The 25,684-nt window shown below is 68.3% G+C and carries 25 protein-coding genes and 5 pseudogenes; 18 read left to right on the top strand and 12 right to left on the bottom strand.

The genetic code is table 11. The annotated features are described in order from the left end of the window. Positions 1-113: 113 nt before the first annotated feature. The 3 genes from OG844_RS43795 (at position 114) to OG844_RS43785 (ending at position 1,088) form a co-directional block, all read left to right on the top strand. Positions 114-248 (top strand): hypothetical protein, encoded by a 135-nt coding sequence (locus OG844_RS43795; RefSeq protein ID WP_406387640.1) that lies wholly within the window; start codon positions 114-116, stop codon positions 246-248. A 122-nt stretch (positions 249-370) separates the two neighbouring features. After that, positions 371-751: a hypothetical protein gene (locus OG844_RS43790; protein WP_406387642.1), complete on the top strand. Its 381-nt coding sequence runs from the start codon at positions 371-373 to the stop codon at positions 749-751. A 37-nt stretch (positions 752-788) separates the two neighbouring features. Then, positions 789-1,088 carry a rubredoxin gene (locus OG844_RS43785; RefSeq protein WP_406396374.1) on the top strand — a complete coding sequence of 100 codons (300 nt, stop codon included), beginning with the start codon at positions 789-791 and terminating at the stop codon, positions 1,086-1,088. Here the strand turns inward: OG844_RS43785 and OG844_RS43780 are convergent. After that, positions 1,041-1,691, bottom strand: coding sequence for a TetR/AcrR family transcriptional regulator (locus tag OG844_RS43780; RefSeq protein WP_406387643.1), 651 nt, complete (start codon positions 1,689-1,691; stop codon positions 1,041-1,043). The genes OG844_RS43785 and OG844_RS43780 overlap by 48 nt on opposite strands. A 134-nt stretch (positions 1,692-1,825) precedes the next feature. On the opposite strand from OG844_RS43780, the gene OG844_RS43775 reads away from it, so the two are divergent. The 5 genes and pseudogenes from OG844_RS43775 (at position 1,826) to OG844_RS43755 (ending at position 6,507) form a co-directional block, all read left to right on the top strand. Beyond that, complete coding sequence (locus OG844_RS43775) at positions 1,826-2,704, top strand: metal-dependent hydrolase (protein WP_406387645.1); 879 nt, start codon at positions 1,826-1,828, stop codon at positions 2,702-2,704. 31 nt (positions 2,705-2,735) lie between these two features. Further along, positions 2,736-3,830, top strand: coding sequence for a PDR/VanB family oxidoreductase (locus OG844_RS43770; RefSeq protein WP_406387647.1), 1,095 nt, complete (start codon positions 2,736-2,738; stop codon positions 3,828-3,830). 30 nt (positions 3,831-3,860) lie between these two features. After that, complete coding sequence (locus OG844_RS43765; protein WP_406387649.1) at positions 3,861-4,730, top strand: M24 family metallopeptidase; 870 nt, start codon at positions 3,861-3,863, stop codon at positions 4,728-4,730. Then, a pseudogene (locus OG844_RS43760) lies at positions 4,727-5,203 on the top strand (alpha/beta fold hydrolase); the annotation flags it as partial. The gene OG844_RS43765 and the pseudogene OG844_RS43760, both read left to right, overlap by 4 nt. Continuing rightward, entirely contained in the window at positions 5,110-6,507 is a 1,398-nt protein-coding gene (locus tag OG844_RS43755; protein ID WP_406396372.1) for an SDR family oxidoreductase, read from the top strand. The pseudogene OG844_RS43760 and the gene OG844_RS43755, both read left to right, overlap by 94 nt. 8 nt (positions 6,508-6,515) lie before the next feature. On the opposite strand, the gene OG844_RS43750 is transcribed toward OG844_RS43755, so the two are convergent. The 4 genes and pseudogenes from OG844_RS43750 to OG844_RS43735 form a co-directional block, all read right to left on the bottom strand. After that, positions 6,516-7,478: a hypothetical protein gene (locus OG844_RS43750; protein WP_406387652.1), complete on the bottom strand. Its 963-nt coding sequence runs from the start codon at positions 7,476-7,478 to the stop codon at positions 6,516-6,518. Between the two features lie 52 nt (positions 7,479-7,530). Then, positions 7,531-7,884 carry a hypothetical protein gene (locus tag OG844_RS43745; protein WP_406387654.1) on the bottom strand — a complete coding sequence of 118 codons (354 nt, stop codon included), beginning with the start codon at positions 7,882-7,884 and terminating at the stop codon, positions 7,531-7,533. 66 nt (positions 7,885-7,950) lie between these two features. Next, positions 7,951-8,196: pseudogene (locus tag OG844_RS43740) on the bottom strand (NAD(P)H-dependent glycerol-3-phosphate dehydrogenase); the annotation flags it as partial. A 195-nt stretch (positions 8,197-8,391) separates the two neighbouring features. After that, the gene (locus OG844_RS43735) at positions 8,392-8,892 is read right to left on the bottom strand and encodes a hypothetical protein (RefSeq protein WP_406387656.1); all 501 of its coding nucleotides are present in this window, start codon (positions 8,890-8,892) and stop codon (positions 8,392-8,394) included. 142 nt (positions 8,893-9,034) lie between these two features. On the opposite strand from OG844_RS43735, the pseudogene OG844_RS43730 reads away from it, so the two are divergent. Next, positions 9,035-9,470 (top strand): annotated as a pseudogene (locus OG844_RS43730) (integrase core domain-containing protein); the annotation flags it as partial. Between the two features lie 781 nt (positions 9,471-10,251). Here the strand turns inward: OG844_RS43730 and OG844_RS43725 are convergent. The 4 genes from OG844_RS43725 to OG844_RS43710 all read right to left on the bottom strand — a co-directional run bounded on the left by OG844_RS43725 (position 10,252) and on the right by OG844_RS43710 (position 13,263). Next, positions 10,252-10,797 (bottom strand): MOSC domain-containing protein, encoded by a 546-nt coding sequence (locus OG844_RS43725; protein WP_406395966.1) that lies wholly within the window; start codon positions 10,795-10,797, stop codon positions 10,252-10,254. A 476-nt stretch (positions 10,798-11,273) separates the two neighbouring features. Continuing rightward, positions 11,274-11,543: a hypothetical protein gene (locus tag OG844_RS43720; protein ID WP_406387658.1), complete on the bottom strand. Its 270-nt coding sequence runs from the start codon at positions 11,541-11,543 to the stop codon at positions 11,274-11,276. A 244-nt stretch (positions 11,544-11,787) separates the two neighbouring features. Beyond that, on the bottom strand, positions 11,788-12,585 hold the full coding sequence (locus OG844_RS43715; protein ID WP_406387660.1) for a hypothetical protein: 798 nt from the start codon (positions 12,583-12,585) through the stop codon (positions 11,788-11,790). Between the two features lie 225 nt (positions 12,586-12,810). Next, a complete protein-coding gene (locus tag OG844_RS43710; RefSeq protein WP_406387661.1) occupies positions 12,811-13,263 on the bottom strand; it encodes a hypothetical protein in 453 nt (150 codons plus the stop codon). Between the two features lie 310 nt (positions 13,264-13,573). On the opposite strand from OG844_RS43710, the gene OG844_RS43705 reads away from it, so the two are divergent. Further along, a complete protein-coding gene (locus OG844_RS43705; protein WP_406387662.1) occupies positions 13,574-14,218 on the top strand; it encodes a hypothetical protein in 645 nt (214 codons plus the stop codon). A 59-nt stretch (positions 14,219-14,277) separates the two neighbouring features. Next, positions 14,278-14,508 (top strand): hypothetical protein, encoded by a 231-nt coding sequence (locus OG844_RS43700; RefSeq protein WP_406387664.1) that lies wholly within the window; start codon positions 14,278-14,280, stop codon positions 14,506-14,508. A 1,680-nt stretch (positions 14,509-16,188) separates the two neighbouring features. On the opposite strand, the gene OG844_RS43695 is transcribed toward OG844_RS43700, so the two are convergent. Beyond that, entirely contained in the window at positions 16,189-17,055 is an 867-nt protein-coding gene (locus tag OG844_RS43695; protein ID WP_406387665.1) for a helix-turn-helix domain-containing protein, read from the bottom strand. 384 nt (positions 17,056-17,439) lie between these two features. Further along, the gene (locus OG844_RS43690; RefSeq protein WP_406387666.1) at positions 17,440-18,219 is read right to left on the bottom strand and encodes a hypothetical protein; all 780 of its coding nucleotides are present in this window, start codon (positions 18,217-18,219) and stop codon (positions 17,440-17,442) included. A 1,561-nt stretch (positions 18,220-19,780) separates the two neighbouring features. On the opposite strand from OG844_RS43690, the gene OG844_RS43685 reads away from it, so the two are divergent. The 4 genes and pseudogenes from OG844_RS43685 (at position 19,781) to OG844_RS43670 (ending at position 22,394) form a co-directional block, all read left to right on the top strand. Then, on the top strand, positions 19,781-20,401 hold the full coding sequence (locus OG844_RS43685) for a phosphotransferase (RefSeq protein ID WP_406395917.1): 621 nt from the start codon (positions 19,781-19,783) through the stop codon (positions 20,399-20,401). 347 nt (positions 20,402-20,748) lie between these two features. Then, the gene (locus OG844_RS43680) at positions 20,749-21,549 is read left to right on the top strand and encodes a maleylpyruvate isomerase family mycothiol-dependent enzyme (RefSeq protein ID WP_406387668.1); all 801 of its coding nucleotides are present in this window, start codon (positions 20,749-20,751) and stop codon (positions 21,547-21,549) included. A 157-nt stretch (positions 21,550-21,706) separates the two neighbouring features. Further along, positions 21,707-22,036, top strand: a pseudogene (locus OG844_RS43675) (transposase); the annotation flags it as partial. 13 nt (positions 22,037-22,049) lie between these two features. Beyond that, the gene (locus OG844_RS43670) at positions 22,050-22,394 is read left to right on the top strand and encodes a transposase (protein ID WP_406387669.1); all 345 of its coding nucleotides are present in this window, start codon (positions 22,050-22,052) and stop codon (positions 22,392-22,394) included. Here the strand turns inward: OG844_RS43670 and OG844_RS43665 are convergent. Further along, positions 22,351-22,930 (bottom strand): annotated as a pseudogene (locus tag OG844_RS43665) (hypothetical protein). The gene OG844_RS43670 and the pseudogene OG844_RS43665 overlap by 44 nt on opposite strands. A gap of 377 nt (positions 22,931-23,307) precedes the next feature. Between OG844_RS43665 and OG844_RS43660 the strand changes: the two are divergent. The 3 genes from OG844_RS43660 (at position 23,308) to OG844_RS43650 (ending at position 25,443) form a co-directional block, all read left to right on the top strand. Continuing rightward, complete coding sequence (locus tag OG844_RS43660; protein WP_406387670.1) at positions 23,308-23,592, top strand: hypothetical protein; 285 nt, start codon at positions 23,308-23,310, stop codon at positions 23,590-23,592. Positions 23,593-24,048: 456 nt separating this feature from the next. After that, entirely contained in the window at positions 24,049-24,444 is a 396-nt protein-coding gene (locus tag OG844_RS43655) for a YciI family protein (protein WP_406387671.1), read from the top strand. A 558-nt stretch (positions 24,445-25,002) separates the two neighbouring features. Next, positions 25,003-25,443 (top strand): VOC family protein, encoded by a 441-nt coding sequence (locus OG844_RS43650; protein ID WP_406387672.1) that lies wholly within the window; start codon positions 25,003-25,005, stop codon positions 25,441-25,443. Positions 25,444-25,684 lie beyond the last annotated feature (241 nt).

Genomic DNA, 25,684 nt, shown 5'->3' with positions numbered 1-25,684 from the left:
ATGATCGGCATCGCTCCACTGGCGATCTCGACCGGAGGCGTCCGCGCTCCGGGCTGGCTACCTGATTGCCGGCGTCGTGCCGGACGCTCGGTGCGGCAGCCGGCCTGCTGACGATGTTCTCGTTCAACACTTTGCAGATCGGCGTGTACGGCCTGCTCGGCACGCAGTTCGCCGCTGCGTACCACCGCTTCCCCGCTAGCCCCCTTCCGTGGGGGCTGTTCGCCGCGATCGGCATCGTGCTGGTGTGAAGGCTCGGACGGCGCCGTATCGACGTCGGAGCGAAGGTGCACGGCGTCCTGCTCGCCGCCGAGACACTCATCCTGGCGTTGCTGGTGACCGCAGTGCTGGGTACGGGGCGGTGCCAACGGTTTTGACCGCTGGCACCGTCTCGCCGGAAGCCCTGTCGCAGCCCGGCATGTTTGCGATCCTGGCACCCAACCCTGCATCAGACCCGACCGAGGCCATCGGCGGTTGGTGGAACCGTCAGAACAACCCCGAGATCGATCTCATTGGTGCAGACCGCGAGCCGGTGGCCCGGCAGGTGCACTTCGTCGGCTCGGTCAAGTGGCTGGAGACCCCGCCCTTCGGCCGTCATGAGCACGACGCCTTGGTACGCGACATGCTCGCTGTCCCCGGTACCGCCCCGGACACTCCGTTGGTCGCGGTTTCCCGCTGCGCGGTGGCTGATGATCTGCCACTGACCGCCACTGGGGACCGGAGGACCTCGTACGGGGCGTGGCAGACCCGATAGCCGCGGAGCCTTGGCGGTGAATTTGCCGCACTGCTCGATGATGCAATGCGCACCAGCGAGTGATCGACTGAACTGTCGACAGGCTGTCGACGCGTTGGATCGGGGCCGTCGCAGCGTTCCAACGGCCAAGGACGGACAGAACTCGACAACAAACAGACTGGCGCCCCGCGAGGGTTTCCCCGCCGGTACCCGGTGGGCCCGAATACCGGATGACTGGTCCTGCCCGGACTGCGACGCAGCCAAGGTGGACTTCGAGATTGACCGAGATCACCCAGACCTGAGTCCTTCGTCATCCGCGTGGCGTGCTGCCCATCCGCACCAGGATCTCTTCCCATAGCTGGTCGTCGTTGAGTGCGGTTCTGACGAGTTGGTACATGCTGCGCTCACACAGGTCGACCAGGGCGGCGCGGTCCATCCCGGGCCGGTCGAGCCACGCCAGGACGACTTCCTCCATGTACGCCAGCCAGCCGGCCACGGCCAGGTCGAGCGCGGGGCTTGCCGGTGCGCCGACTTCGGCGAGGGCTTCGGTGAGCCAGCCCGCGAGGGTGGCGCGTGCCGAGCGGTGCAGAGTGCGCACTCCGGCGCCCGTGTTGAGGCGGGTGATGGCCTGGTAGATGGCCGGATAGCGGGAGACGTAGTCGATGAAGGTCTCGATGCTGGTGGTCAGCTGTTCGGCGTGGCTGAGTGCCGGGTCGGGGCGGACATGGGCCAGCAGTTCGTCGGCGGCGGACTCCAGGATCGCCTCCCGGAACTTGCGCTGGGATCCGAAGTAGTGGAACAGCAGCCCCGGTGAGACGCCGGCCTCGCTGGCGACGGCTTCGACGGAGACCTCGTCGATGGCGCGGACCTCCAGGACCCGGCGGGCAGCCGCGAGGATCTGGGTCCGGCGGTCGGTGGGCGGCATCCGGGATGCGCGGGCGGCAGAGGTCTGACGAGCCATGACCCCATCCTATTGACAGGAAATCAATAACTCCTACTGTTGAGTAAACCTCAATAACGGGGGCCGGCTCTGTCGCTGTCCCGGTTCTGGCCTGCTTGCCCAGCCCCCTCTCTTCGTGACGGAGGAGTGCCTTCATGAGCACCACCGATGAGCACGACAACCTGGTTCTTCAGCCGCGCGACGTCCAGTTCGACTGGTCCCGGCTGCCCATGCACTGGATCCCCGGCGAGCCGATGGCCACGCATGTCATCAATGTCCTTCACCTGCTGCTTCCGGAGGGCGAGCGCTGGTTCGTACGCACCTTCCAGGAAGCGGTGCCGCTGATCACGGACGACGAGTTGCGCGACGATGTCCTCGGCTTCATCGGGCAGGAGGCCATCCACGCCGAAGCGCACCAGGGTGTCCTGGACCATCTTCTGGCGAACGGCCTGGACCCGCGTCCGTACGTGGAGCAGGTGGAGTTCTTCTTCGGCCGGGTGCTGGGGGAGCGCCCCGGCATGTCGGCGGGACGGATGCGCGAGCGCGTGATCGAGAGGGTCGCTATCATCGCGGCGGTCGAGCACTTCACCGCGTTTCTGGGCGACTGGGTACTCAACGCCGACGGACTGGACCGGGCAGGCGTCGATCCGACCATGCTCGATCTGCTGCGCTGGCACGGCGCGGAGGAGGTCGAGCACCGCAGTGTGGCCTTTGACCTGCTGCGCCACCTCGACCCCGGATATCTGCGGCGTATTCGCACGTTGGCCATCGGTGGTCCGGTGCTGTTCCATCTGTGGATACGCGGGGCCCGGTTCCTGATGGCGGCCGATCCCGGCCTGGCCGCCGGGGCCAAGCCCACCTGGCGCGCCTACGTGGACGGAGCTCGGCGGGGGCTGCTGCCGCGACTCGGCCGGCTGACGCGCTCCGCCTCGCGCTACCTCAGCCCCCGCTACCACCCCTCGCAGGAGGGTTCGACCCGGCAGGCGGTCGCCTATCTCGGCTCCTCTCCCGCCGCCCGCGCCGCCGCTCACTGACCGACGTACGTCACGACAAGGACCCGCCACGATGAGCCGCGATCGCGACACCCAGTCTGCCGCGCCACCTGACCTGTACGGACGAGCTCGCCCCGACCGCCTCATGCGGTTCCTGGACGTGTTCGGCAACTACTACCTCCCGGCCGTCACGAAATCCGACCGGTACGGAAGACGTCCGGCGACGGAGCCGTCCGCCCCACTGAGGCTTGTGGTCACCGCCCGCAAAGCCCTGGCCGAGGATGTCGTCTCCTTACGGCTGGCAGCCCCGGACGGCTCGCCGCTGCCCCGCTGGCAGGCCGGTGCGCATCTGGATCTGTATCTGCCGTCCGGCCGCAGGCGGCAGTACTCGCTGTGCGGCGATCCGCAGGACCGCTTCGTGTACCGGATCGCGGTACGTCGTATCGAAGGTGGCGGGGGCGGGTCCGCCGAAGTCCACGACATCCTGCGCGAAGGCGCGCGGGTCACTGCCCGGGGGCCACGCAACGCCTTCCCCTTCGCCGCGGACCGTTCGGTGCTGCTCATCGCTGGAGGCATCGGCATCACACCCATCCTGCCGATGGTCCGGGAGGCGGCCCGGCTGGGCCTGGACTGGCAGCTGATCCACAGCGGCCGCTCCCGCGCCTCAATGCCGTTCGGCGCGGAACTCGCCGCGCTCGAACCCGGCCGGGTCGAGATCCTGCCGGACGACGAGCACGGCGTACCCGACGGCGCGAAGCTGCTCAGCCGCGCGTCGACCGGGGCTGCCGTGTACTGCTGCGGGCCCGGTCCCATGCTTGATTCTGTCCGCCGTGCCTTCGACGACAGCGCGGCATCCGCTCTGCACTTCGAACGGTTCGCGGCCGCGCCGATTGTCGACGGCAGGCCCTTCGAGCTGAAGCTGCGCCGCAGCGGTGCGGTCCTGCCCGTTCCGGCCGACCGGTCCGCCCTCGACGTCCTGCTGGAGAGGAACCCGGCAACGCCGTACTCCTGCCGTCAGGGTTTCTGCGGCGTCTGCACTCTGCGGGTGGCCGCCGGCACCGTGGACCACCGCGACAGCAGGCTCACCGAACAGGAGAAGGCAGCCGGCCGGATACGCGTATGCGTCTCCCGCGCGCCCGAGGGCTCCCGCCTCGAACTGGACCTGTAGCTCCTTCCCTCACGATGCGAAGGCGAGACCATGAGCACGCACGCACCAACCCGCAGGGCGGGCTCGTCCGCCGCCCCCGCGTTCCCCTTCGACGACCATGACCTCGACCGGTTCCGCGAGCTCCAGCAGCTCGCGTACCACTGCGCGCAGAAGGTCGGCGACTGGCTGGAGCCGGGCGTGACGGAGCGTCAGGCGGCGGCCCGGCTGGGCCGCGAGCTGGTCGCGGAGGGGGTCGAGGACTTCTTCCACGTACCGTTCGCATGGTTCGGCGACCGCACCGCCTTCCGGCACTTCAGGACGCCGCTGCAGTTCTTCGCCAGCGGCCGCCGCCTGGAGGAAGGCATGTCGTACGTCCTGGACTGCGCGCCCGTCGTCGACGGCTACACCGCCGACATCGGCTACGCCGGAAAGATCGGCGAGAACCCGGTCTGGGACAAGATCGCGCTGGACCTGCGCCACTACCGGGAGCTGATCGTCCAGGAGGTGCGGGACCGCAAGCCCCTCAACGAGATCTACGCCTCCGTGGACGCACTCATCGCCAAGCACGGCTACGACAACCGTCACCAGGTCTATCCCGGCCGGGTGATCGGCCACCAGGTGACCCGGATGAAGGCGCGCGGTCCGGCCGGCGTCAACGTCTTCGGTTTCGGCGTACGCACCCTGCAGACCCTGGGCCGGGAGCTGATCAGCGAACGGCTGCACGGACGTTCCCCCCTGTGGGCCGACGGCCGCTCCTCGCGCCACGCCCCGGCCCCCGGGCTGTGGGCGGTCGAGCCGCATGTCGGATTCCGTGACGTGGGCCTGAAGTTCGAAGAGCTGCTGGTCGTCACCGACGACGACGCCTACTGGCTTGACGACGACCTTCCCCACGTACGCCGCTGGGAGGACGCGGCCCGATGAACGCCATACCCGACCGCCTCGCCGAGCCACGACGGCGCACCGTGACATCCGGTGGCATCCCGCTCGCGGTGTACGAGCAGGGCCACCCGGAGCGCCCCACCGTGCTGCTCGTGCACGGCTACCCCGACACCCACCGGGTGTGGGACGACGTCGCGGACGCCCTCGCCACCGGCCACCATGTCGTGCGTTACGACGTGCGCGGCGCCGGTGAGTCCGGGCCCTCTGCCCGGCGCCGGGACTACCGGCTGGTGCTGCTCGCGGCCGATCTGTTCGCGGTGGCCGAGGCCGTCAGCCCTGACCGTCCCGTCCACGTGGTCGCCCACGACTGGGGCTCCATCCAGTCCTGGGAGGCCGTCACCCACCCCTTGCGCCCGGCCGGATCGCCTCGTACACCTCGATTTCCGGCCCCTGCCTGGACCATGTCGGCCACTGGATCCGCCACCGGCTCGCCCGCCCCACCCCCCGCCATGTCGGCCAGCTCCTCAACCAGTTGGCGCACTCCTGGTACATCGCCGCCTTCCACCTTCCGGCCCTCGCCCCCGCCGCCTGGCGCAACGGACTCGCCGACCGCTGGGACGCCGTGCTGCACCGGGTGGAAGGCGTGACCCCCCGCCCCGGACACCCGCAGTCCACCCTCACCGCAGACGCGGTACGCGGCATCAACCTCTACCGCGCCAACATGCTCCCCCGCCTCCTGCGCCCCAGGCAGCGGCCCACCACTGTGCCCGTGCAGCTCATCGGCCTGACCAAAGACCACTACGTAAGCCCGGCACTCGCCGACGGACTCGAACGCTGGGCCCCGCACCTGTGGCAGCGGACCATTCCCGCCACCCACTGGTCCGCCTTGCTGGAGAGAGGAACCACCGTGGCCCGCATGGTCAAGGAATTCGTCGCCCACCATGAGGGCCAGGAGGCCGCAGGTCCCCTGAACAGATCCCGCCGGGGCCAAGCAGACAGCCGCATGCCCTTCACCGGACAGCTCGCCGTTGTCACAGGTGCCGGCAGCGGCATCGGCCGGGCCACAGCCCTGGCCTTCGCGGAACAGGGCGCGGACATCGCCATCTGCGACGTGGACCTCGAAGCCGCCGAACGCACCGCCGAACTCGCCCGCCTGATCGGAGCCTCCGCCCGTGCCTGGCGCGTGGACGTCTCCGACGGCCCCGCCGTCGACGCCTTCGCGTCGGAAGTCGCGGCGGAGTACGGCGTTCCGGACATCGTCGTCAACAACGCCGGTATCGGACACTCCGGCACCTTCCTGGAAACCACCGAGAAGGAATGGCAGCGCGTCCTGGACGTCAATCTCTGGGGCGTCATCCACGGCTGCCGCGCCTTCGGCACCCTCATGGCCGAACGTGGCGAGGGCGGCCACATCGTCAACCTCGCCTCCGCCGCCGCCTACCTCCCGTCCAAGATGCTCGCTGCCTACGCCACCAGCAAGGCCGCCGTCCTCATGCTCTCCGACTGCCTGCGCGCCGAAATGGCCGCCTCCCACATCGGCGTCTCCGCGATCTGCCCCGGCATCGTCAACACCAACATCACCAAAACCACCACGTTCTCCGGACTCGACGCCACACAGGAGGCCACCAAGCAGAAGCGCATCTCCGGCATGTACGCACAGCGCAACTTCCCCCGGGAGAAGGTCGCCGACCAGATCCTGCGCGCCGTCACCAAGGATCGAGCCGTCGTACCCGTCACCTTCGAAGCCAAAGCCGCCCGCCTCATCGGACGTCTGTCTCCCGCCCTCCTGCGCACCGCTGCCCGCCTCAACATCGGCTGAGTGGCCGTTCAGGAAGGCTTCCCATGTCCAAATCCCTCGGCATCGGCTCGAAAACCCCGACGCAGACGGCGTTCGAGCCCGCCGCGAAGGCTGGCTGAGCGCGCCTGAGCTGGGTGGTGCCGCAGTCCTGCGAGGACTGAGCGGAGTCGGGCCCCATCCGTGGACCAGCGCATACCTTGATCCTCTCTTTCAGATGAAGGCGAGGTAGGTGCCGACGTAAGGCCGGAGAAGGTGATGAGTTGTCGGGGCTTGAGGCAGGTGAACGCAACATGCATGGCGATGCCCGCGGCCACTGTGTACGGCATCGTCTGCGGGATCAGTAGCGCTGGGGGCAGTGCGAACTCCGCTGCGATGGCTGTGGCCGATGCCAAGCGCCAGAAGCGGATGTCCCGGTCGGTGAGGTTGCCGGTGTGGTGGCGGACGAAGCCGGGGACGCCGTATTGGCGGCGGTGGGGCAATCGGTCTCTGATCTGGGCGTAGACGTGGATCCACTGTGCAAGGTAGAGGCCGGTTCGGAACTGGGTCGAGCGGAGTTTCTGCCAGGCGCTGTTCCCATAGATGTCGGCGGTGACCAAGACGAGGAGGCACTGCGCCCAGGTGTTGGTGGTGCTGGGGTGGTGCTCGATGTGGAGGCCGTGGCCGAGGTCGCCGGCAAGGAGGAGACAGGTGCCGGTCAACAGGGTGAAGAGCACGGCGTTGGGGCTCTTGAGGTAGAGAAGTTCCATGGCGGCGCCGGCCAGGACCAGCACGAGCGACAGCCGAGGCAGGAACCCAACGGCGAGGACGACGGCCGCGAAGCTGCGGATGAACAGTGCGGGCCGGTGGAACCGGATCAGGAGGCGGGCCCGCTTGCCGAAGCGCTGTTTGGCAAGGTGCGTGCTGAGCGAGTCGGGGGTGAAGCGGTCCCAGCCGCCTTGGCCGAAGGACAGGGCGAAGCGCAGGGTCAGCACCGTGCCGATGACGATGCGCAACAGCTGGAGGCGGCCGGGGTCGGTGGGGTTCTGGAAGCCGGAGGTGATGCTGTCAAAGAACCACACGGCTGCCCCTCACCTCGATGTGGTGTTCGCCCTGGGCATTCAGGAGGCGGCCGTGTCCGTCGAGGCGGTCGTACCGGCCGCTGCGGACCAGGTAGTTGAGGATGGCTTGCAGCTGCGGCGGGCCGAGGATGAATGAGCCTGGGGAGAGATGGTCGTAGACGTTCACCGACTCGGTGCGCCCGTCTTTGGTGCCGGTGAGCGTGATGACGGTGAAGGTGGCCCGGCAGAACATCTTCCAGCGGAGCCATCGGCCGGGGAGACGGGTGAAGCCGGTGATCATCCACGCGCCGAGGGCGAGGGTGACGGCGGTCTGGGCAGCAGGCAGCACGGATTCGTGCATGGGTGACAACCTCCGTGACTTGGAGGGTGAAGGTGCGGTGGCCGGCCCGGTGTGCGGGCGGCGGGGTCAGCGCTCGGGCTTGGGCGGCCGCTGCATCAGTGCGGCCGCGGCCTGGCTGAGGCTGATCTTCTCGTGAAGAAAGTCCGACATCACTTCGGTGATGGGCATTTCCACGTCGTGGCTGCGGGCCAGGGCGAGGATCGCCTCCGCGCTCTTGACGCCCTCGGTGGTCTGCCGGGTGGCAGCCGTTGCCTGTTCGACGCTCAGGCCCTGGCCGAGGTGGGTGCCGAAGGTGCGGTTGCGGGAGAGGGGCCGGAGACCGCCGGCGTTCGACCGCGAGACCTGCAGAACAGCGCAGGATGTCCGCCGGACGTGGTGCGAAGGGCTACCGCTTCTACGACTGGCGTCATCGACCCACCAGGTCCGCCGCTACCCGCCCTGCAGCCGCTGGTAGATGTATCCGCGCTTGCCATAGCAAGTGGCCACGGCCCGGGACCCCGATGCCCCTCACTGCAGGGCTCCTGCGCGGCGGCCCTCGGTGAGCAGCGCTTCCACCAGTTGCGATTTCACGCCCGGTGCCAGGAACGTGAGGGGTTTGGCGGTCTGGTTCCGGTGGATCTCCATGCGGTGCGCTCCCATGTAGAGTTCCACGACCGTTGTCTGCTGGATACCGGTCACGTCGCTCCAGGCCACGGAATCGGTCACCCGGCCGAAGCGGTTGGTCACGGCCACCCCCTCCGCCAGGAGGTAGCACCGGTTCATGCCGAGCCGGGCGGTCAGCAGACGCCATCCGAACGTCACGGTGTAGACCGCGATCACCACCGCCGTCGTCCAGGCGAGGTTCCCGTCGACCTGGTCGGGGGTGAACACGGTAAGACCGGCCATGACGACCCAGAAGATAAGCAGGAATCCCCGAAATATCTGCAGCAGGGTGCCCGCGAACGGGGTCATGACGGTGTAGTCCCCTCGGATCGGACCGAGGCCCAGTCCGGACACGCGAGTGCGCACGATTCCCCCATCAGCCAGATCCGGTCCGAGCCCTGACGTGCGGTCGGCAAGGCAGGGCATATGCAGGGCATACCCCTACGCACGAGGGATCGAACAGGCTTGACCTGGATCGTGCCGGCTGGCGCGCGGAAGGCGCCGCCACATCCACTCCGCCGTCGACGACCACTCCCGGCTCGCCTACAGCGAGGTCCTGGCCGACGAACGCCAGCACACCGCGATCGGGTTCTGGCAGCGGGCTCACGCGTTCTTCAAGGGACACGGCGTCACTGTCGAACGGGTTCTGACCGACAACGGCTCCTGCTACAAGTCCAAACTCTTCACCCAGGCCCTCACCGCGGATGGCATCGCCGACAAGCGCATCCGCCCCTACCGGCCACAGACCAACGGCAAGGTCGAACGCTTCAACCGCACCCTCCAGGAGGAGTGTGCCTACCTGCGGCCCTACACCTCCAACGACGAGCGCACGGCTGCCCTGGCAGACTTCTCCTCCACAGCTACAACCACCACCGCTGCCACACCGCACTCGACGGCAAGCCACCGATCACCGAGTCAACAACGCTGAGGGTAAATACACCTAGAAGGCTGGTGCAGGCGTTGAGTTTTGACCCCATCGCCGACGTGGTGGGGTCCAACTCCTTGGTGTGGCGATGTCGCTGTCTGACATCAATGTCGGCGCACGCAGGCAACCGCGGGCGTACAGGTGCATGCTGGCCAATCCGGGCCGGCGCCGCGGCCGCCTCCGACGCAACATCAGCCGGCACTCCTCCCGCCCGGATCCCCGCCGCCACCTGGTACCGCCACATCGCCCGGCAGAAGGGCCGCGCCCCTCGCGCTGCTGCACGCCGCCGACAAGAACGGCGCCACCGCCGTCCGCGCCCTGATCGAGACCTGGGAACTCACCTGGGGACTGAACGCCCAAGAGCCCGATGTCGTCGAGGCCGGGACTGGTCCCCACGGCCGACGAGGTCCCGCAGGTAGTGGTTGATGCTGACGAGAACGTCGCGGAGGAAGGCCCGGGCCGCGTCCATGGACTGGTACGAAACGTACGCCGCCTATGGTTCGTCGAACCGGGTCGTCATCTGTTGAAGCTCCTCACGCTCGTAGCCAGCCAGGACCTCGGCTGAGAGGTCGTGGAGTACGAGTACCCGTCCCAGTACAGCCTGCCGTCACCCGTCACAGGATCCGACACCTTGCTCAAAGCACGGATTTGCCCCTCAAGCAACGGACGTCGCTCTGCGGAGACAAGGATGATCACAGATGGCCAGGACACGCGTTACCTCCCAGCCACCGTAGCCGAGCAGCCTTCGGGGCGCCGGACTTTCCGGTCGGCTGGGCAACTTCTCAGCCAGGCCACAGCCTCTAGACCCGTTCCAGCGAACGGTGGGGAGGTGGCGGGGTTTCGACCTCGATGGAATCACCGGGGCGGACGATCCCTCCTCGGCGGACAACGGCCATGACGCCGCACTTGAAGGTGAACTCGCCGGACAGGGAGTCCATGGTGAAAACCTCACCGAGCAGCCCACTACGGAAGTCGTTGATCTTCGCGCACGGATTGCGCAGCCCCGTCACCTCGAGCACCGCCCGCTCTCCGAGATGGAGCAGAGCACCGGTGGGCAAACCCAACAGGTCCACCTCACGCGTAGTGATGTTCTCACCGAGCTGGCCCGCAGAGACTTTGAAGCCCTTGCGCGCGAGCTCGCCGAAGAGTTCCTCATGCATCAGATGGACCTGGCGCAAGTTGGGTAGGTCCGGCTCGTAGGTCATGCGGAACTGGTGACGGATCGTCTCACCTGCGTGAACGTCTCCTTCCACTCCGAGCCCCGTGAGCAGCGTGATGGAATCACGATTGGGCTTGCCGAACGAGTACACCTCGTTCCGACTTACAGCGCCTACCAGACCAGCCACCACGTCTCCCACTGTCGTTCTTCTGCGGCTGCTCGATCCTAAAGGCGGGGCAACCAGCCCTGTGAACGGACTTCGCTGGACGGATGCGTCAGGGTGCGGAACCCGACCGGCTTCCTCCCGTCAGCGTGTGTCAAGGGAACAACTGTCACGTCGCAATTGATCTTGTCTGTGGGTAGGACTATGACCTGTGACGACCAGATCAATTGACATGCCGCGCGGCCGGAATTCTCAGTTGATCTGGTTCCGACTGGTTGGATGCCGGGTGCTGTCTCGGCTGGTCCGGTGACGCCGTTTCGGACTGGAATCAGGGCCGGGTAGTCAGCCACGACTGGTAGTCGCTGAAGATCTTGGCGATGCTGTTCGGTCGCTCTCGCGTGTCGAAGAACTCGGCGAGGAGCCGATGGAGAGTGGTCACGGCCTCGGTGTCGGCTTGGGGCGTGAGTGGGCGGGCCAGCCGTTGGGGGCGAGGTGGCGGGTCAGAGCCGCCCAGGTCCGGTTGTCGTCACGGTCATGTCGGACGACGAGCCACTCCCGGAAGCCCGTGCGCATATTCTTCCGGAGGTGCCGGCGTCCATGCCGAGGATGAAGGCGGTGGTCGTGGCGAAGGTGCAGTCGAGGTCGTGCCTGGCCGGCTCCCGAAGGACGGCGGTCACGACGCCCTCGTGGTGCTTGAACACGCCGGCATGGAGGGCTTGTTGGGATTCGGTCAGGACATCGCCAGACATGATTCCGGTTTGACTGGTCATGGGCCCCGGTTCCTGAGCGGGTGGGTGGCTGGACATGTGGCGGTGAACGGTGCACTAGGAGACATCGGCGTCGTGGTCGTCCAGCCTCCGTCATGCTCCAGCGCATCGGGAGTAGACCAGAAGGCCGCTTGCCCTTCCGATAAGCGAACAGGTCGACCACGGCGAGATGTCGTATTCATCTTCGGTGAGGTCGGGCCATCGTTTCGGGGACCCACGTCCCAACCGAGCCCGGTCGACCTGACGACTACAGGCCCGCCTGGGTCAGCAGCCACTCCATGCGCTCAACAGGAAGGAACGGCGAGGCGCCGGCGGCCTCCGCGACACGCTCCGAGGAGTCGGCGAGGAGTCGGCGCAGGGATGTGAGCGGGAGGCTGCGGTGGGCCGCGACTGCGCGGCGGACGCGGTCTTCGGGGTCGAAGGCCAGCTTCTCCGCGAGTTCCGGGGGCAGATCCGGATTACGGGGCGCGAAGGAGCGGAGCCGGGGCTCAGGGTCGGTGGCGAAACGGCTCAGGGCTGTCGGCGGGAACGTCAAGACCTCCGCCTTGTCCCACCAGAACGTGAACTTGTCCCGCCGAGGGTGGTAGCGGCGCTCGATGCTCTCGGCGGTCTCAGGATCGACCAGGTGCGGGGCGGTGTGTGCCGTAGTGAGGCGGACGATCTCCTCCTCATCGTCGAGCAACCGGGACACTGCGTCGACGGGAAGGGCCCTGCTGGCGGCCGCGGAGACTCGGAAGCTGACATAGGGCGAGTCGATGTGCGGCAGCGGATCGGCCGTAACCCATGGCAGGCGCAGGATCCGGAGGTCCGTGGGTGCGAAGGCATTCTGATACCACTGCAGGACTGCCTCATCGTCGGCGTCAGGGCCCGGATCGGCCATCGAATGCGAAAGCTCGTGGACCGAGGCGTGGATCTGTGCCCGCATGTGCTCCGGCGTGTCAGGTCGGGCGAAGACCTTCACCCGGACGCTCAAGGCCGGATCGCCGGCAAGGACTTCGCGGACCGACGGCGGCAAACCGGGATGCTGGGCGAGTTCAGTGCGCACGTCGCTGTCCTGATCGTCGGTGAGCCGCTGGAGAGTGTCTGCGTCGAGAACGGCGTGAATCACCGCGCCCGCCCGAGTCACAGGATCCGACAACAGCGTCGGCAGCAGGTCCGAGGGCGGTACTGGATGCGGCCGATGCGCGAAATAGGTGGAGCAGGCCGCGGCGCGGACCTCGGCCTCGGGATCGGTCAGCAGGATCCGGCGGACCTCTTCCGGTGCCTGTGTCTAGTGCTTCGCCAGCGCGGCGCGGACCCTGGGGTCGGAATCGACGGCGAGGCGGGCCCGGAGGTCGGGCGGTGTGTGACGGCCCTGGGCCAGGTACTCGCGGACCTGTGACTCAGGATCGTCGATGAGCTGCTCCAGCATCTCCCTCGGCGCGGTCTCGGCGTGTGTAACGAGCGCGGACCGCACCGCGCTGTCCCGATGGGCGGCCAGACGGATGCGGAACCGGTCCGGCAGGCGGTCGTTGAGCGCCAGGCTGTGCAGGAGCCAGTGGTCGTCGATGGCAATGATTTCGGCGATCATGTCCTCGGTGAGGTCCGGACGCCTCGCCACCTTTCCGCGGCCCCGCCGCCATGCGAACAGTCGCCGGATCATGGATTCCGGCAAGGCGGAATTCATTGCCAACCCGTCCATCACCATGTCGAGGTGGACCGGAGTCAGGGCGTCGGCGTCCATGCGGCCAGGATGCCAGGCAGGCTTCGATCCGAAGCTACCGGGCTCCGGCTCGACACCGGTCAGGCCTCATTCAACAGGCGGAGTCACCACTTACTGACCACGTAGAGCTACAGCACCATCGGGCCGGATCACCTGAGACAGGGACCAGTTCGACTGGGACGGGACAACAACCCTTAGCAGCGCGACCTGCTAGACCTGCTCTGTCTCACTGAAGCTTGGTCACGCCTCATCGACGTTTGAGTGAGTACCCCTGCCTACGTGAGTATGCGTACTCACGCGCGGGAGGTTGGCTTGATCAGAAGCTGTGCGCATGACACGAATCCCTGCTGCAACCAGCACGTTTGCCCGCTCCCCGCGCCGTCTGCGCCTCACCCTCGCCGTAACAGGGCTCTCTGTGCTCGCGCTTGGTGCGTGCGGCACGGAAGGCACCGCAAAGCCGACCGTCGGCGCAGAGCAGACCAAGCGCGCGGAAGCCGTCGGAGGCCAGGCCGGTCCGTCCCTCACTCAGATCCGGGACAGGTTCGAGCAGTCGTGTCCCCCGAGCGCCCCGCCGGAGGGGCCGCCGACGGGTCCGGCGGAGGAGCTGCCGCCGGGTGCCGAGGTGCCGAGCGATGCGATCGAGCCGATCGCTCCTGCAGCGGGGCCGGAAGTGGAGTTGAACGCTCGCGACTGGTGCGCGAGCAACCTCCACGAAGAGCGCATCGCCCAGGCACTCTGGAACCTGGTGGACCCCTCCCCCACCAAGGTCAGGACGATCCTGAACGACCTCGGCTATGCCGACGAGCGCATCCATGATCTCAAGCAGTCCGGTGCGTCCACGCGGTTCTTCCTCGACCTGCGCGAGAAGGGCGGGCGGCTCTGCCTGGAGGGCTCGGCAGCCGGCGAGAGGACCGTCATCGACAAATGTGTAGCCCCCGCGACCGGTCCGTTCACGCCTGGAGTTCGGAAGCAATGACCACCAGCTCGGCGCGATCGCCCCGTGTGCTGTCCGCGCCGGCGGAGGTGAGCCGGCGCATGCTGCCAATGCGGGCATGCCACCCGCCGCCGGCTGCGGTTCTCGGCTTGCGGCCCGGCGGCCACGATCCGTGGGGCAAGGCGTGGGAGCAGACCACTGTCGACCAACGGAAGGTCGTCTGCAGCCGTGTCGCCACCGAGGGCGCCGAGACTGCGAGCCAGGACATGGCAGACACATCGGAGTGGACGGCAGTCGACGTGCGCCAGTACCAACTCGACGAGAGGTACTGACATGGCACCCGGGCGGCGGTCGCCCCGCGCCCGCCGGGGAGTTCGCCTCTGCCGTCTTCCACTGTCGCCTTCCGACGACCGGACTCGAAGCGGTCCGCCCGGCCGCCGCCGCTGAGGGCGAGTCTCTGAACCAGTTTGTCCACGACCTTCTGGGCTGCAGCAGCTCAGCGATTCCTGCGGAACACGCAGCTCCCGGTGCTGCCTTCGTAGCTCCGGGAATCACGCTACGCGGAATCAGCACAGGGGCCGGGGGCGACGGCGCTTCCAGCAGCGGCCATCCGTCGACCTCCACCGCCCCCTGCTCCCCCGGCTGCCACCCGCGAGCCAACGCCGCGTCGAGCAGGGCCCGGACGGCGCCTGGTTCGTGCAGGTTCAGGGAGCCGCCCCCCACGAATCCCACGTCCCCGGAGCCCAGGGGAAACCCACCTGGAACGTACCGGCCCGGGTGCTGGGCGAAAACAATGCGCAGCGGGCCGCCGATGCCGGGCGGTTGAGGGTGCAGCGTGAGGGTCTCGCGGCAGTCCGCGGACCGGCCGCTGTCCGGCGCTCGGTGGCTGTGGCGGAGCGACCACAGGTATACGCGCCCGTCGGCGACCAGCTTGCGGGGCTTGTTCGGATGACGGGGCACGGGGCCAAGGGTACGTGGTCTGCTCAAAGCGGCTCGGGCGCACCATGACCGCCCCCGAAGCGCCTGGACGGGCACCACACTCACCGATCGCCGTGCCCATCCGCGACAGCCGCTGTCGAGCGCACGGGCCGCCCGGGCCGCCGGCTCGATCTCCTCGTGCGAACAGTCCGTGAGACGACGACCGTTTCCCCGCGACGGAACTTCACGTGCTCAACAGCCCGTCCAAGACGACGGTTCCTCGCCGGACTGCATTCCTGAGGATGAAGGGTGCGGGGGCGATCGTTAGGTCGGCGCGGGGGGTCTCGCCTCCCGCTCAGGACTCAAAGGTGCGACTCTGCACTCCTCAGTCACATCCGGCACTCATCGGCGACCTTCACCAGCGCGGCCCGTTCTCTGTCGTCGGCGCCGAGTCCCCACCGCAGCGTGGTTGCGGTCCAGTCCGCGGCGTACACACGGTGGGTGGCTTCGGCCGGCGGCAGCCGGCCGACTGAGTCCCTGTCTGACTTACGGGCTGCCCCACGATCGATATCGGGGTGTACCGGCTTGGGGTTCGGCTGGGCGGGTGGCTCAGCGGGCCATCGTGCGGGCGGGCACGAGTTCGGCGCTCGGCTGGTGTCGGGTGATGCACCGGGCAGCACGGTCGGAGGCCAGGCCAGGCCGGCGACGGCCAGATGGATCTCGCCGTAGTCCTCGCGGCGTCCGGTGTACGGCTGGAGGGGCGCCGTTGTCGATGCTCGGCGTTGGCGTGCTCGACGGTGTTCCGGCGGGAAGATTGCCGGCGTCGCAGCTCGCGCCACCTGTACCGCTCGGTCAGTGGCGCGTTGTCGATGTCTTTCGGCCTCGGAGGCGGGGCGCTGATCCGGTCGGGGAACTCGTTGGCCGGACCGCGATAGACACATGGCCGTGCGGATGTACTTCTTGATCACACTCGAAGAACCCGCACGGCCCGCCTCCTGTCACGGCCGACCGCCATCAATCGTGGGGGCGTAAGCCGGACAAGTGGCTGTACGAATTCGGCGGGCTGCCCTGCGAGCCCGTAGCCGACGTCGGATTCAGCCGCTGACCCGCTCCACCGGAATCCACACCTCCGCGTCCGCGTGTGTGCCGTCCTCGGACACCCGCGTGCGCGAAAGTGATGGACCCGGCCGGCTCCGGTACGGGTTTGACGGGAACCACTGCGTGTACACATCTCGCCAGAGGTACTGCACCGCCTGCGGGAACTGGCCCGAGGACTCGAACACCGCCCACATGCCCGGCTCGACGTCAAGGCTGTCCGAAGCGCCGGGCACCTCCGCGTCGCTCACCACCCCGTGGAAGTAGTCGATTTCGGTGCCCTCCGAGTCGTCCGCGGAGTGGTTGCTGACAGCGGCCACCACACCGCCGGGCTCCCCGTCTGCGTACTCCTCCCAGCGCCCCAGCGTCTCCTTGCCGATGCTCTTGACGAACTCCACGATGGCCGGGTTCATCCCCTCGTAGACCAGCGGGACCTGTGTCCCCCTGCCCATGAGCCTGAATCCGTCCCTGTCCACTACCCGGTACCGCATGCTGCTGCTCCCTTCTACGATGAGTCGGAAGGACATCCGTGGCTGGGACTGCAGCGCCGCACCCGTCCGCCGTGCCTCGCCGGGGCCGACCCCGTGCACGGCGCGAAAGGCACGCGCGAACGCCTCGCTCGAGCTGTACCCGTACCGCACCGCCACATCGAGCAGAGTCCGCTCCCCGGCGAGCACTTCGGCCCCGGCGAGCGTCAGCCGCCGACGGCGGACGTACTCGGAGAGCGGGATGCCCGCCAGCGCGGAGAACATCCGCCGGAAGTGGTACTCCGATGTCACGGTGATACGGGCCAGATCAGCCGCGTCGATGCGCTCATCGAGGTGCTCCTCGATGTGGTCCATGGCCTGATTCAGCCGCTCCAGCACTCCTGGCCGTCCTTTCCTCACTGGTCTCCACGCTAGGGAGGTCCCACTGTGCCGGACCCGACATCCTGTGCCCTGTGCGGTCGGGTCAGCTCGCCGCCCGCGTGTCTCGCGTGCCCTCATCACGTAGTGCCGGATGGCGGAGGTCACGCATGCCTGACGGCTCCGGCGTCGTCGGCGCCGAGGGGGCAGCGCCCCGGCCGCCCTCACACTGCGGTCCGAGGGTCACACCGGCCGGGACACGCTGATCAGGGCTCGCCATGAGGCGCCGTTCCGACGTTCCTGCCCCGTCGTCAGTCAATCGCGGGTATGCCGTTGGAGGCCATCTCATTTGGGGAGTCTGCGGTAGCAGATGGGGGTGCAGGCGGCGATGTCGGTCGAACCCGCTCAGCCGGCCGAAGTGTTCTGTGTCGCCTCGCGTGCCTCGGTGAGGGCTCGCTGCCTGAGGTTGCCGCCGAACAACTGAATCGTGGTGGCGGCCAGGATGTCGTCCCTGCCGATGGTCCGCCCGTCCCCCCTGCGGGCGGGCAGGGCACGGGGGGAATCCTGGAGGAACGGGGGTGGGGCCGGTTCGCCCGACATCACTGGGGTGACCGTACCGAAACGTTTGACCCCGCCCTCGCGGGCGACAAGGGCAGCTTCCCGGGCGAGGTCCGTCAGGAACACGCTCGCGATTCCGTCCAGGTCGCGGATCATCTCCGGGACGGCCGTCGCCCCCTGGCTCCACAGCAGCTTCTTGACCCCGGCCTCGAACCTGTGTGCGCCGACCACAGCACTCGGTTTGCGCGACTTGCTGCGCCTACGAGAAGGCACGATGGCACCCTCGGCGTCGTACAGGACACCGGTCATGCCTTTGAACGTCGGGCTGTGGTCGTACCATTTGTGCCCCACCTCGAGCTCGACGTTCCGGTCGATCGCCGAGACAAGGTCTCCGGACAACAGCTTCTTCCGGGATTGCTCCGCCGCGGCTCTCCGCGCGCCGTCGATGATCTCCGTCAGCACTGTCCGCGTCACCGACGCGGCGGCCCACGCGGCCGACCGAGAGACGTGCATCGGGGTCACGTCCCTGAACACCGCTTTGACGAGAGAAGACTTGAACGGCAAGACATCCATGACCGAGGTGGCCTCGGGACCGCTGTGCTCAGGGCGTGCGGGCTGTGCGGTCATCGGAAGAAACGCTCCCTGCTGTCGGAGTTGTCAGAGCGGCCCACACTTCACCACGCAAGCCCGCTCTCTTCCCCATCCTCCGTCGAAGCGGCGCCCGGTCAAAGGCCTGACGGGCACATCCCGACGGCCGGGCCGATGATCAGCCACCTCCCGCACGCCCTCTTGCCGTGGCACCTGCGTCCCCCGCCCGGCCGTCCGGCGGTACCCCGTTCTCCCAGGCCCCTGCCACCGAGGAGGAGCAGCTGGTGAGGCGCACGCAGGACGGCAAGTGGACGGTCAACGTGCGGGGCGACGGAGGCATTCCAGGCCCGCGAGGGGCACTTGAACGTGCCCCTCAGAGCCTGCGGCAGCAGATGAGGGTGCACGCGAGCTGGTGAGGGCGAGGAAGTGGGCGGCTTCGCGTTCGTAACGTCGGTGGAGGCGGCGGCAGTCGGCGAGACTGGCGAAGAGCGTCGTCCCCACGGCGCTCTATTCGAAGTCGCCGGTGGCGACGGCAAGGGTGTCAGGAGCGAACGCTAGGGTGCGTGCTCGTGGACGCTACTGATCTTGACCACCGGGCCCGGACGCGGTCCGGTTGTATCCCACCGGAACTGGTCTCGCGGCTGCTCGAACATGGCTACGCCGACGTGGTGGAAGCGCGGGCCGGGCGTGGGGAATGGTTCTGCGCGCTCGCATGGGCGCGGTTGCTGGGCGAGCAGGGGCGGCAGGCCGACGCGTTGCAGGTGCTCGCTCCGTACCTGGCGACCGGCTGGTGGACGGCCGTGGAAGCCGCCGCGGACCTGCTGGAGGGCTGGGGCCGCGTCGAGGAGGCGGTCGAGATCACTCGGGTCCGTATGGAGGCCGGGCATCCGATGGCGCTGGAGTCCTACACGCGCCTCCTCGCCCGGAACGGGCGCGCCGCGGAGGCCTTCACCCTGCTGCGACCGCACCTCGGTGAGCCGTCCCTGGCCGAGGCGTTGGTAGACGTCGCGGGACCCGCCGGGCGCGACGACGAAGTCGCCGCTCTACTCACGGCCCGAACCGAGCACCGGTGTTCCGACTTTCCGTGGTGTTGCCGAGGCTTCGATCGCGACATGGCGATCGGGCTGCTCGCCACCATCCGCGAGCGCCAGGGCCGCATCGACGAGGCGACCGCCCTGCTGTGCGCCGAGAACATCACGCCGGTCGGACACCGTGAGCAACTCGCTGCACTGCTGGCACGGCACGGCCGGCTCGACGCACTGCGGGCGGCCGCGACGAGTGATGACTCCGGGTTCGCCGTGCAACGGCTTGCGCGGTTGCTGGAGGAGCGCGGCGACGTGGAGGGCGCGGTCGCGGCATACCGTCAGGCCGAGGGAACTGTGGATCGAACGTCCAACTCGGCATTCGAGCTCGCGCAGCTCCTGGCCCGGCACGGCAGGGGCGACGAAGCGATCGATGTGATGCGCGTCCAGGCCGAAGCCCACAACGGGGACGACTGGATCCTCCACACTCTGTCCGGTCTCTACCTCGAGCACGGCCGCCCCCAGGACGGTCTGGAGCTCCTCGACTCCCTCGCCGCCGCCCGCGGGGGAGAGGAGGAATGGGACCTGTACTGGATACGACTGCCGCTGATCGCCGCCTGCAACGGTATCGACGAAGCGATCGCACAGGCCCGTGCCCACCCCGAAGGTGCCACCTCGTACGCGGCGCCGCATATCGCCGAGCTCCTCGCCGGCACCGGACGCACCGAGGACGCTCTCGCCGTCCTCGAACAGCACGCCCCCGCGAACAGGCACGACCTGGCCGGCTACCTCATCGACCTCGGCCGCGTCGAGGATGCCTTGGCCATCCTCCAACGGCCCACCCCACCGCCGCCCGAGTACTGGGGCGGCTCCTGGCACGACGAGCCCTCGCTCTGATTCACGGCACAGTTCGGGGCAACCTGCTGATCGACGGCGGCCGACTGATCTCCGTGATCGACTTCGGGTGCACGGGGGTGGGGGATCCTGCCTGCGATCTGTTCCCAGCGTGGAATCTGCTGCCGGCCGCTGCCGGAAAGGTCTTCCGCGAGGCACTCGCTGTGGACGATGCAACATGGATCCGCGGCCGGGGGAAGACACTCTCGCAGGCGCTGATCGCGCTGCCCTGTTACCGGAAGACGAACCCGCCTATGGCACACAACGCCCGGCATGTGATCCGGGCGGTGCTGGAGGAAGGCTGAGTGGCTGTTGTTGTTCCGAACTTGAGGAGTGCTGGTCGAACGGGAGTCACCTGAACTCCCGACCCGACCGGTCCTCCCCCGCCGTCGTGACCTCCGCGTCCATCACATCGAGCGGCAGCATGACCGCGCGCACCGGGTGGACGTCACGTCGCCGAGGTGCCCGGCCGCACGGCGAGGCCAGAGCACCCACAGGCACGGCGCCTGGCGTACCGCCACCACCAGCGTCCTCGCAGCAGTGCGCAGCTTGTCACCCGAGCGGTGGGAGGCGAGGACGCCCGCAATGGCCAACCGGCGGCGACTGTGAAAATCGCTGTCCGATCACCGGAGCACGGTGATAGACATCCGGCGTGGAAAAGAATCTTGAGTTCCCTGACCTGTTGCGACTGATCGATGAACGGTCGACCGCCTTCCGCGCCGTGGTCGCCGCCGCGCCCGGTCTCGACGCGCAGGTGCCGACCTGCCCCGGGTGGACGCTGTTCGATCTGGTGAAGCACCTGGGTGGGGGCGACCGTTTCTGGGCCGCCATCGTCGGCGCGGGGTCTGCCGACGCTCCCCCGGCCGAGGCCGTCGCCGCGCGCGCCGCGCTGGAAGTGCCGCAGGAGCGTGAGGCCCTGCTGGCCTGGCTGGCCGCGTCGACGCAGCTCCTGCTGGGCGCCCTGCGCGAGGCGGGACCGGAGAGCGGTTGCTGGACGTGGTGGCCCGCGTCGCAGTCACCGCAGACCGCCGGCGGCACCGCCCGGCACCGGATCCAGGAGACCGCGGTGCACACCTACGACGCCCAGCTCGCCGGGGGCGCCCCGCAACCGCTGCCGGTCGAGCTGGCACTCGACGGTGTGGAGGAGTTCCTGTTCACCGTCTGCGGAACGCCGAGTGCCTGGCCGCACAAGCCCACGGCCTTCGACTTCCACTCCGCCGAGGGCCGCTCCTGGCGCCTCACCGTCGACGGCGACGGCGCACGCACCACCCGCATCCCCGCGCCCACCGCGGCGACCGGCGAAGACTCGGACGCAGCCGGCGCCTCCGTCCACGGCACGGCCAGTGAGCTGGTCCTCTACCTGTACGACCGGATCCAGGCCGACTCCTTGCGCGTTGACGGAGACGCAGGGCTGCTCGACCTGCTCCGCGCCTGGGAGCCGGAGGAGAAGTAGGACGTAGCGGGGGCGGTTGGCCGCGCCTCGAGCCGGTAAGACACGACTCTTCGCCAGGTTCGTCAGTCGCGGCACCGGACTCAAACCCGCGAGGCGGCCTCGGGGCGTCACCAAGCCGACCGTCCACCTGGATGGCAGTCGAATTTGCCACCGCGCGATGCTGGACGCGATCCGCTACCTGGTCGACAACGGCACGAAGTGGCGGGCCATGCCTGCCGACTTCCCACCATGGGACCGGGTCTACGCGTTCCTCCGGCGCTGGCGCAACCACGATCTGGCCCGCGAGTTCCACGACCAGCTCCGCCGCCTGGTCCGCGAGCGGGCCGGGCGGGACTCGGAGCCGGGCGCCGGCGTGATCGACTCGCAGTCGGTCAAAGCGGACGCGGTCGTCGGCTCTGACAGCCGCGGCTTCGACGGCGGCAAGCTGATCGACGGGCGCAAGCGGCACGTCGTGGTCGACACCCTTGGCCTGCTGCTCGCGGTGATGGTCACCGCAGCGGATGTGGGCGACAGCGCCGCGGCCCAGGTCCTGCTCACCCAGGTCACTGCCGCGCACCCTGGCCCTGGTCTGGGCCGACGGCGGATACACCGGCAGCCTCGTCGAGTACTGCCTCGCGGCCCTCGCCCTGGTCCTCGCCATCATCAAACGCAGCGACGACATGCGCGGCTTCGTCGTGCTGCCCAAGCGGTGGATCGTCGAGCGGTTCTTCGCCCACCTGATGCGAAGTCGCCGTCTCGTGCGCGACTTCGAGCGTTCCATCGCCAGCGCGGAGGCGATGGTCTACTGGTCGATGACGATGCTCATGACCCGCCGCGTTGCCCGGCCACGTCCTTCGCGAGCGTGAATCGGCCAGGTGCCGGATCGATCAGCCAGCCGCGCGCCGTCAGCCGCTTGGCCTTCGATCGCAGTGCCTCCACCTTTCCCGGTACGGGGTCCAGGCCGAAACAGGCGGCCATCTCCTGGCACGTCAACGCTCCTTGACCGAGTCGGTTACGGTCGCTGAGGGCCTGCAGGATGCGCTGGTAGTCCACCGACAGCGCCGACCAGGCCAGCCCCGCGCGCCACACCTGCACCACTGTTTTCGGCTTCGCCGCCTCCGCCGGTTCGGGCCGCGCCGGTTGCACACGGGGAGCCGGCAGACCCTCGGAGGCGGGGGGCCGACGACGGCGTCGTTGCCCGGGGCCAGTACCTCGCCCACGCGTGAGCGGGCGATGACCCACTCGTTCCACTCCCGCTCAGCCAAGGCCAGCTCCGCCTGGAGGCGGCCGGCCTCCTCCCGCAGACCGTCGACACGACGGCGAGCGGTGAGCGGTGAGCGGTGAGCTCACGCTGTTCCAGCAGTCCCACGACCGACGGCGTCCTCGACCTACACCAACGCAACGACACGACACGTCACCACTGCCACGAGACCGCCGACCCTATGCCTGACCAGCGAGAACGCAGTCTCAAGCCCGGAAAGACAACAACCTCTGAGTCAATTCACTGTGTGCTGACCCGTGCTGGTCATTGTCACCCGGTCCGCAGCGGCGGTGACGGAGGGGCCGCAGGATGAGAGCGATCGCCCACGACGACTGGCTGCCCTGCGCGAGGCAACTCCCATAACCATTGCGCCGTAATGTTCGACCTCAGGGGCAGCCCCCTGCTCACCGGCGGGCGAGGGGCCGCAGGACTGGCCGAGACGGACCCGAGCCCCAACCGAACAAGGTAGGCAGCCCCACCTCCAGAACAGGCCGGAGGCGGAGTGCACCCAGAGCGCGTTGGGGACCCGCGTCCGGCGCCCGCATGTGGTCGACCGGACGGCCGAGGAGTGGGACGTGGGCCTGGCCGGCGAGGTGCCCGGCGGCATCGAGGACCCCTTCTTCCGGCGGCCGCTCTGGCTTCAGACCCGCTGCGCGGGACGGATCCTGTGGGCCTACGACGAGGAGCACGTGGATGCCCTCGCCGCCTGCGTGGGTGCCCGGCTGCGCGAGCGTCATGCCTCCTCCGACGATGGGGATGTTCGCCCGACTGCCTGCCTGGATGAAGTCCGCGGCGCACCGTGACGAGATACCGGCCGGCCTCGCGACGCTGGGGGCCCCTTGCTCGGATCGCGGCCTCCGCCGTCTGCGTTGCGAGCAACTAGCCATCAAGGTGCGGGCTCCGTCGAACCCAGCAATGACGAAGGCCACGCCCAGGGCTGGGCGGCCTCACAAACAGGTCTTCATCAGCGGCAGGTGATGCGGGTGATGACCACACTGTTGTGACTGATGATCCTGATCCCGCGGGATCCCTCCCATGCCTGCGTCAGCTCAACGTTCCGTTGTTCGAGTCACCGCCGGGTGAGCTGGCAGGCGACGCCGGAATGCGACTGTCTCCCGCATCGTCGGGGGTTTCTACCCGGCGGGTATGTGCTGGCGGAGCATAGTGAGGACGGTTGCAGAAATGAGTTCCGCAATGTCCGGCTGTCTTCCTCTTCGTAAGCCCGAGGAATTCCCAGCCGGCCCGGGAAAGTGAGAAACATGAAGTACATGATCCAGATGAACGTGCCTGCGGCCCAGTGGGACGCCATCATGTCGTCCTACTCCACAGCCGACATGGAGGCCATGTTCGCCCACATGAACGCCCTCAACGAGGACATCAATGCCGCTGGTGAATGGGTGGACGGTCAGGGCCTCGGCGGCCCCTCGCTGGTCAAGACGGTGAGGGCCGGAAGCGATGGGCGCCCGCAAGTGACCGACGGGCCGGCACAGGCGGAACAGCACATCCTGGCCGGGTACTGGGTGGTCGACGTCAAGAGCGAGGACCGGGCACTGGAGATCGCCGCACGGGCGTCCGCGTGTCCCGGCCCAGGCGGGAAGCCCGGCAGCGACCCGGTCGAAGTGCACCCGATCCCCGAGGGCCCACCGGAGGCCTGATCCGGCCCGGTCGACGCATGGGGGCCGGGATCGGTTCGTGCCTGAGCCCCTCCCATGTGACTCTGCGCGCCGGTGAGGCCGTCACGGTCCCACCACCCACGCCAGAGTGCGGGCTTCAGGCCGGAGTTCGACCATAACGGCCGCTGGTTGCCGGTGCCGACAACGGTCTACCGGTGTGTCAGCGCGTACCTCGGCGACGAGGTTCGGCTGAACGGGACGTACCGGAGCTTGTTCCCGGGGCCTCATCCATCCCTGATCTGCATTCCCGTCCACGGATGCTCGGGCCCGCTGGGGGCAGCGCGGCCCCAGCTCGCGCCGACGCCGCGCGGCAGGGCCCCGACTGGTGCGGCGAGGGCGGCGCCACGAGGAACTCACCCGCCGAGGGTGACCCGGCACCGTGAACCAGTTGTGGAGGCGCAATGCCCGAGGGCGCACGCAGCGCATCGTCGAGGAAGTAGTGCGAAGGTCGCGCTGAGGATGTCGAGAGCGTGCCACCGGCGCCGTCCCAGGGACATCAGCGGCCACCACCGGCCGCATGAGAACGAAGGAGACACCACCATGGCGATTCAGCGGATGGACAACGTCGGCATCGTCGTCGAGGACATTGATGCCGCCGTGGCGTTCTTCGTGGAACTCGGCATGGAGCTGGAGGGCAGGGCGGAGGTCGAGGGCCTCGTCGCCGACCAGTGCACCGGACTCGACGGCGTCCACTGTGACATCGCGATGGTCCGGACCCCGGACGGTCGCAGCCGGCTCGAGCTGGCGAAGTACCGCAGCCCTGCGGCGATCAGCGCCGGGCCGCGCAACCGGCCACACAACATTCTGGGCACGCACCGCGTCATGTTCGCCGTCGACGACATCGAGGCCACCGTTGCCCGGCTGCGCCCTCATGGCGCCGAACTCGTCGGCGAGATCGCCCGGTTCGAGGACAGCTATCTGCTCTGCTACCTCCGCGGGCCGGACGGCATCATCGTCGGGCTGGCCCAGCAACTGCACTGAGAAGGAGAAGTCGAACCACGCAGCAGAACAAGATCATCGAGGTGCGGACCCGCCGATCAGCCTGGAGCTCTGGCCGGTGACGTGACCCACCTGACCCCCGTCGAACCTGCCCCCGCCGGTAGGCGCCGGGCATCGTCTCGCGGGACTGGGGGCATCGGCTCGGCCGGTGGGCGGAGGACCACAGGTCAGGTGTCCGGATGGGGCCCTGCGTCCGAAACAACTACGCGCTGCCTGTGCAGTC

The sequence above is a fragment of the Streptomyces sp. NBC_00887 genome (assembly GCF_045207585.1).
The sequence above is the reverse complement of the archived record's forward strand: the minus strand, read 5'-3'. Positions and strand labels throughout refer to the sequence as shown.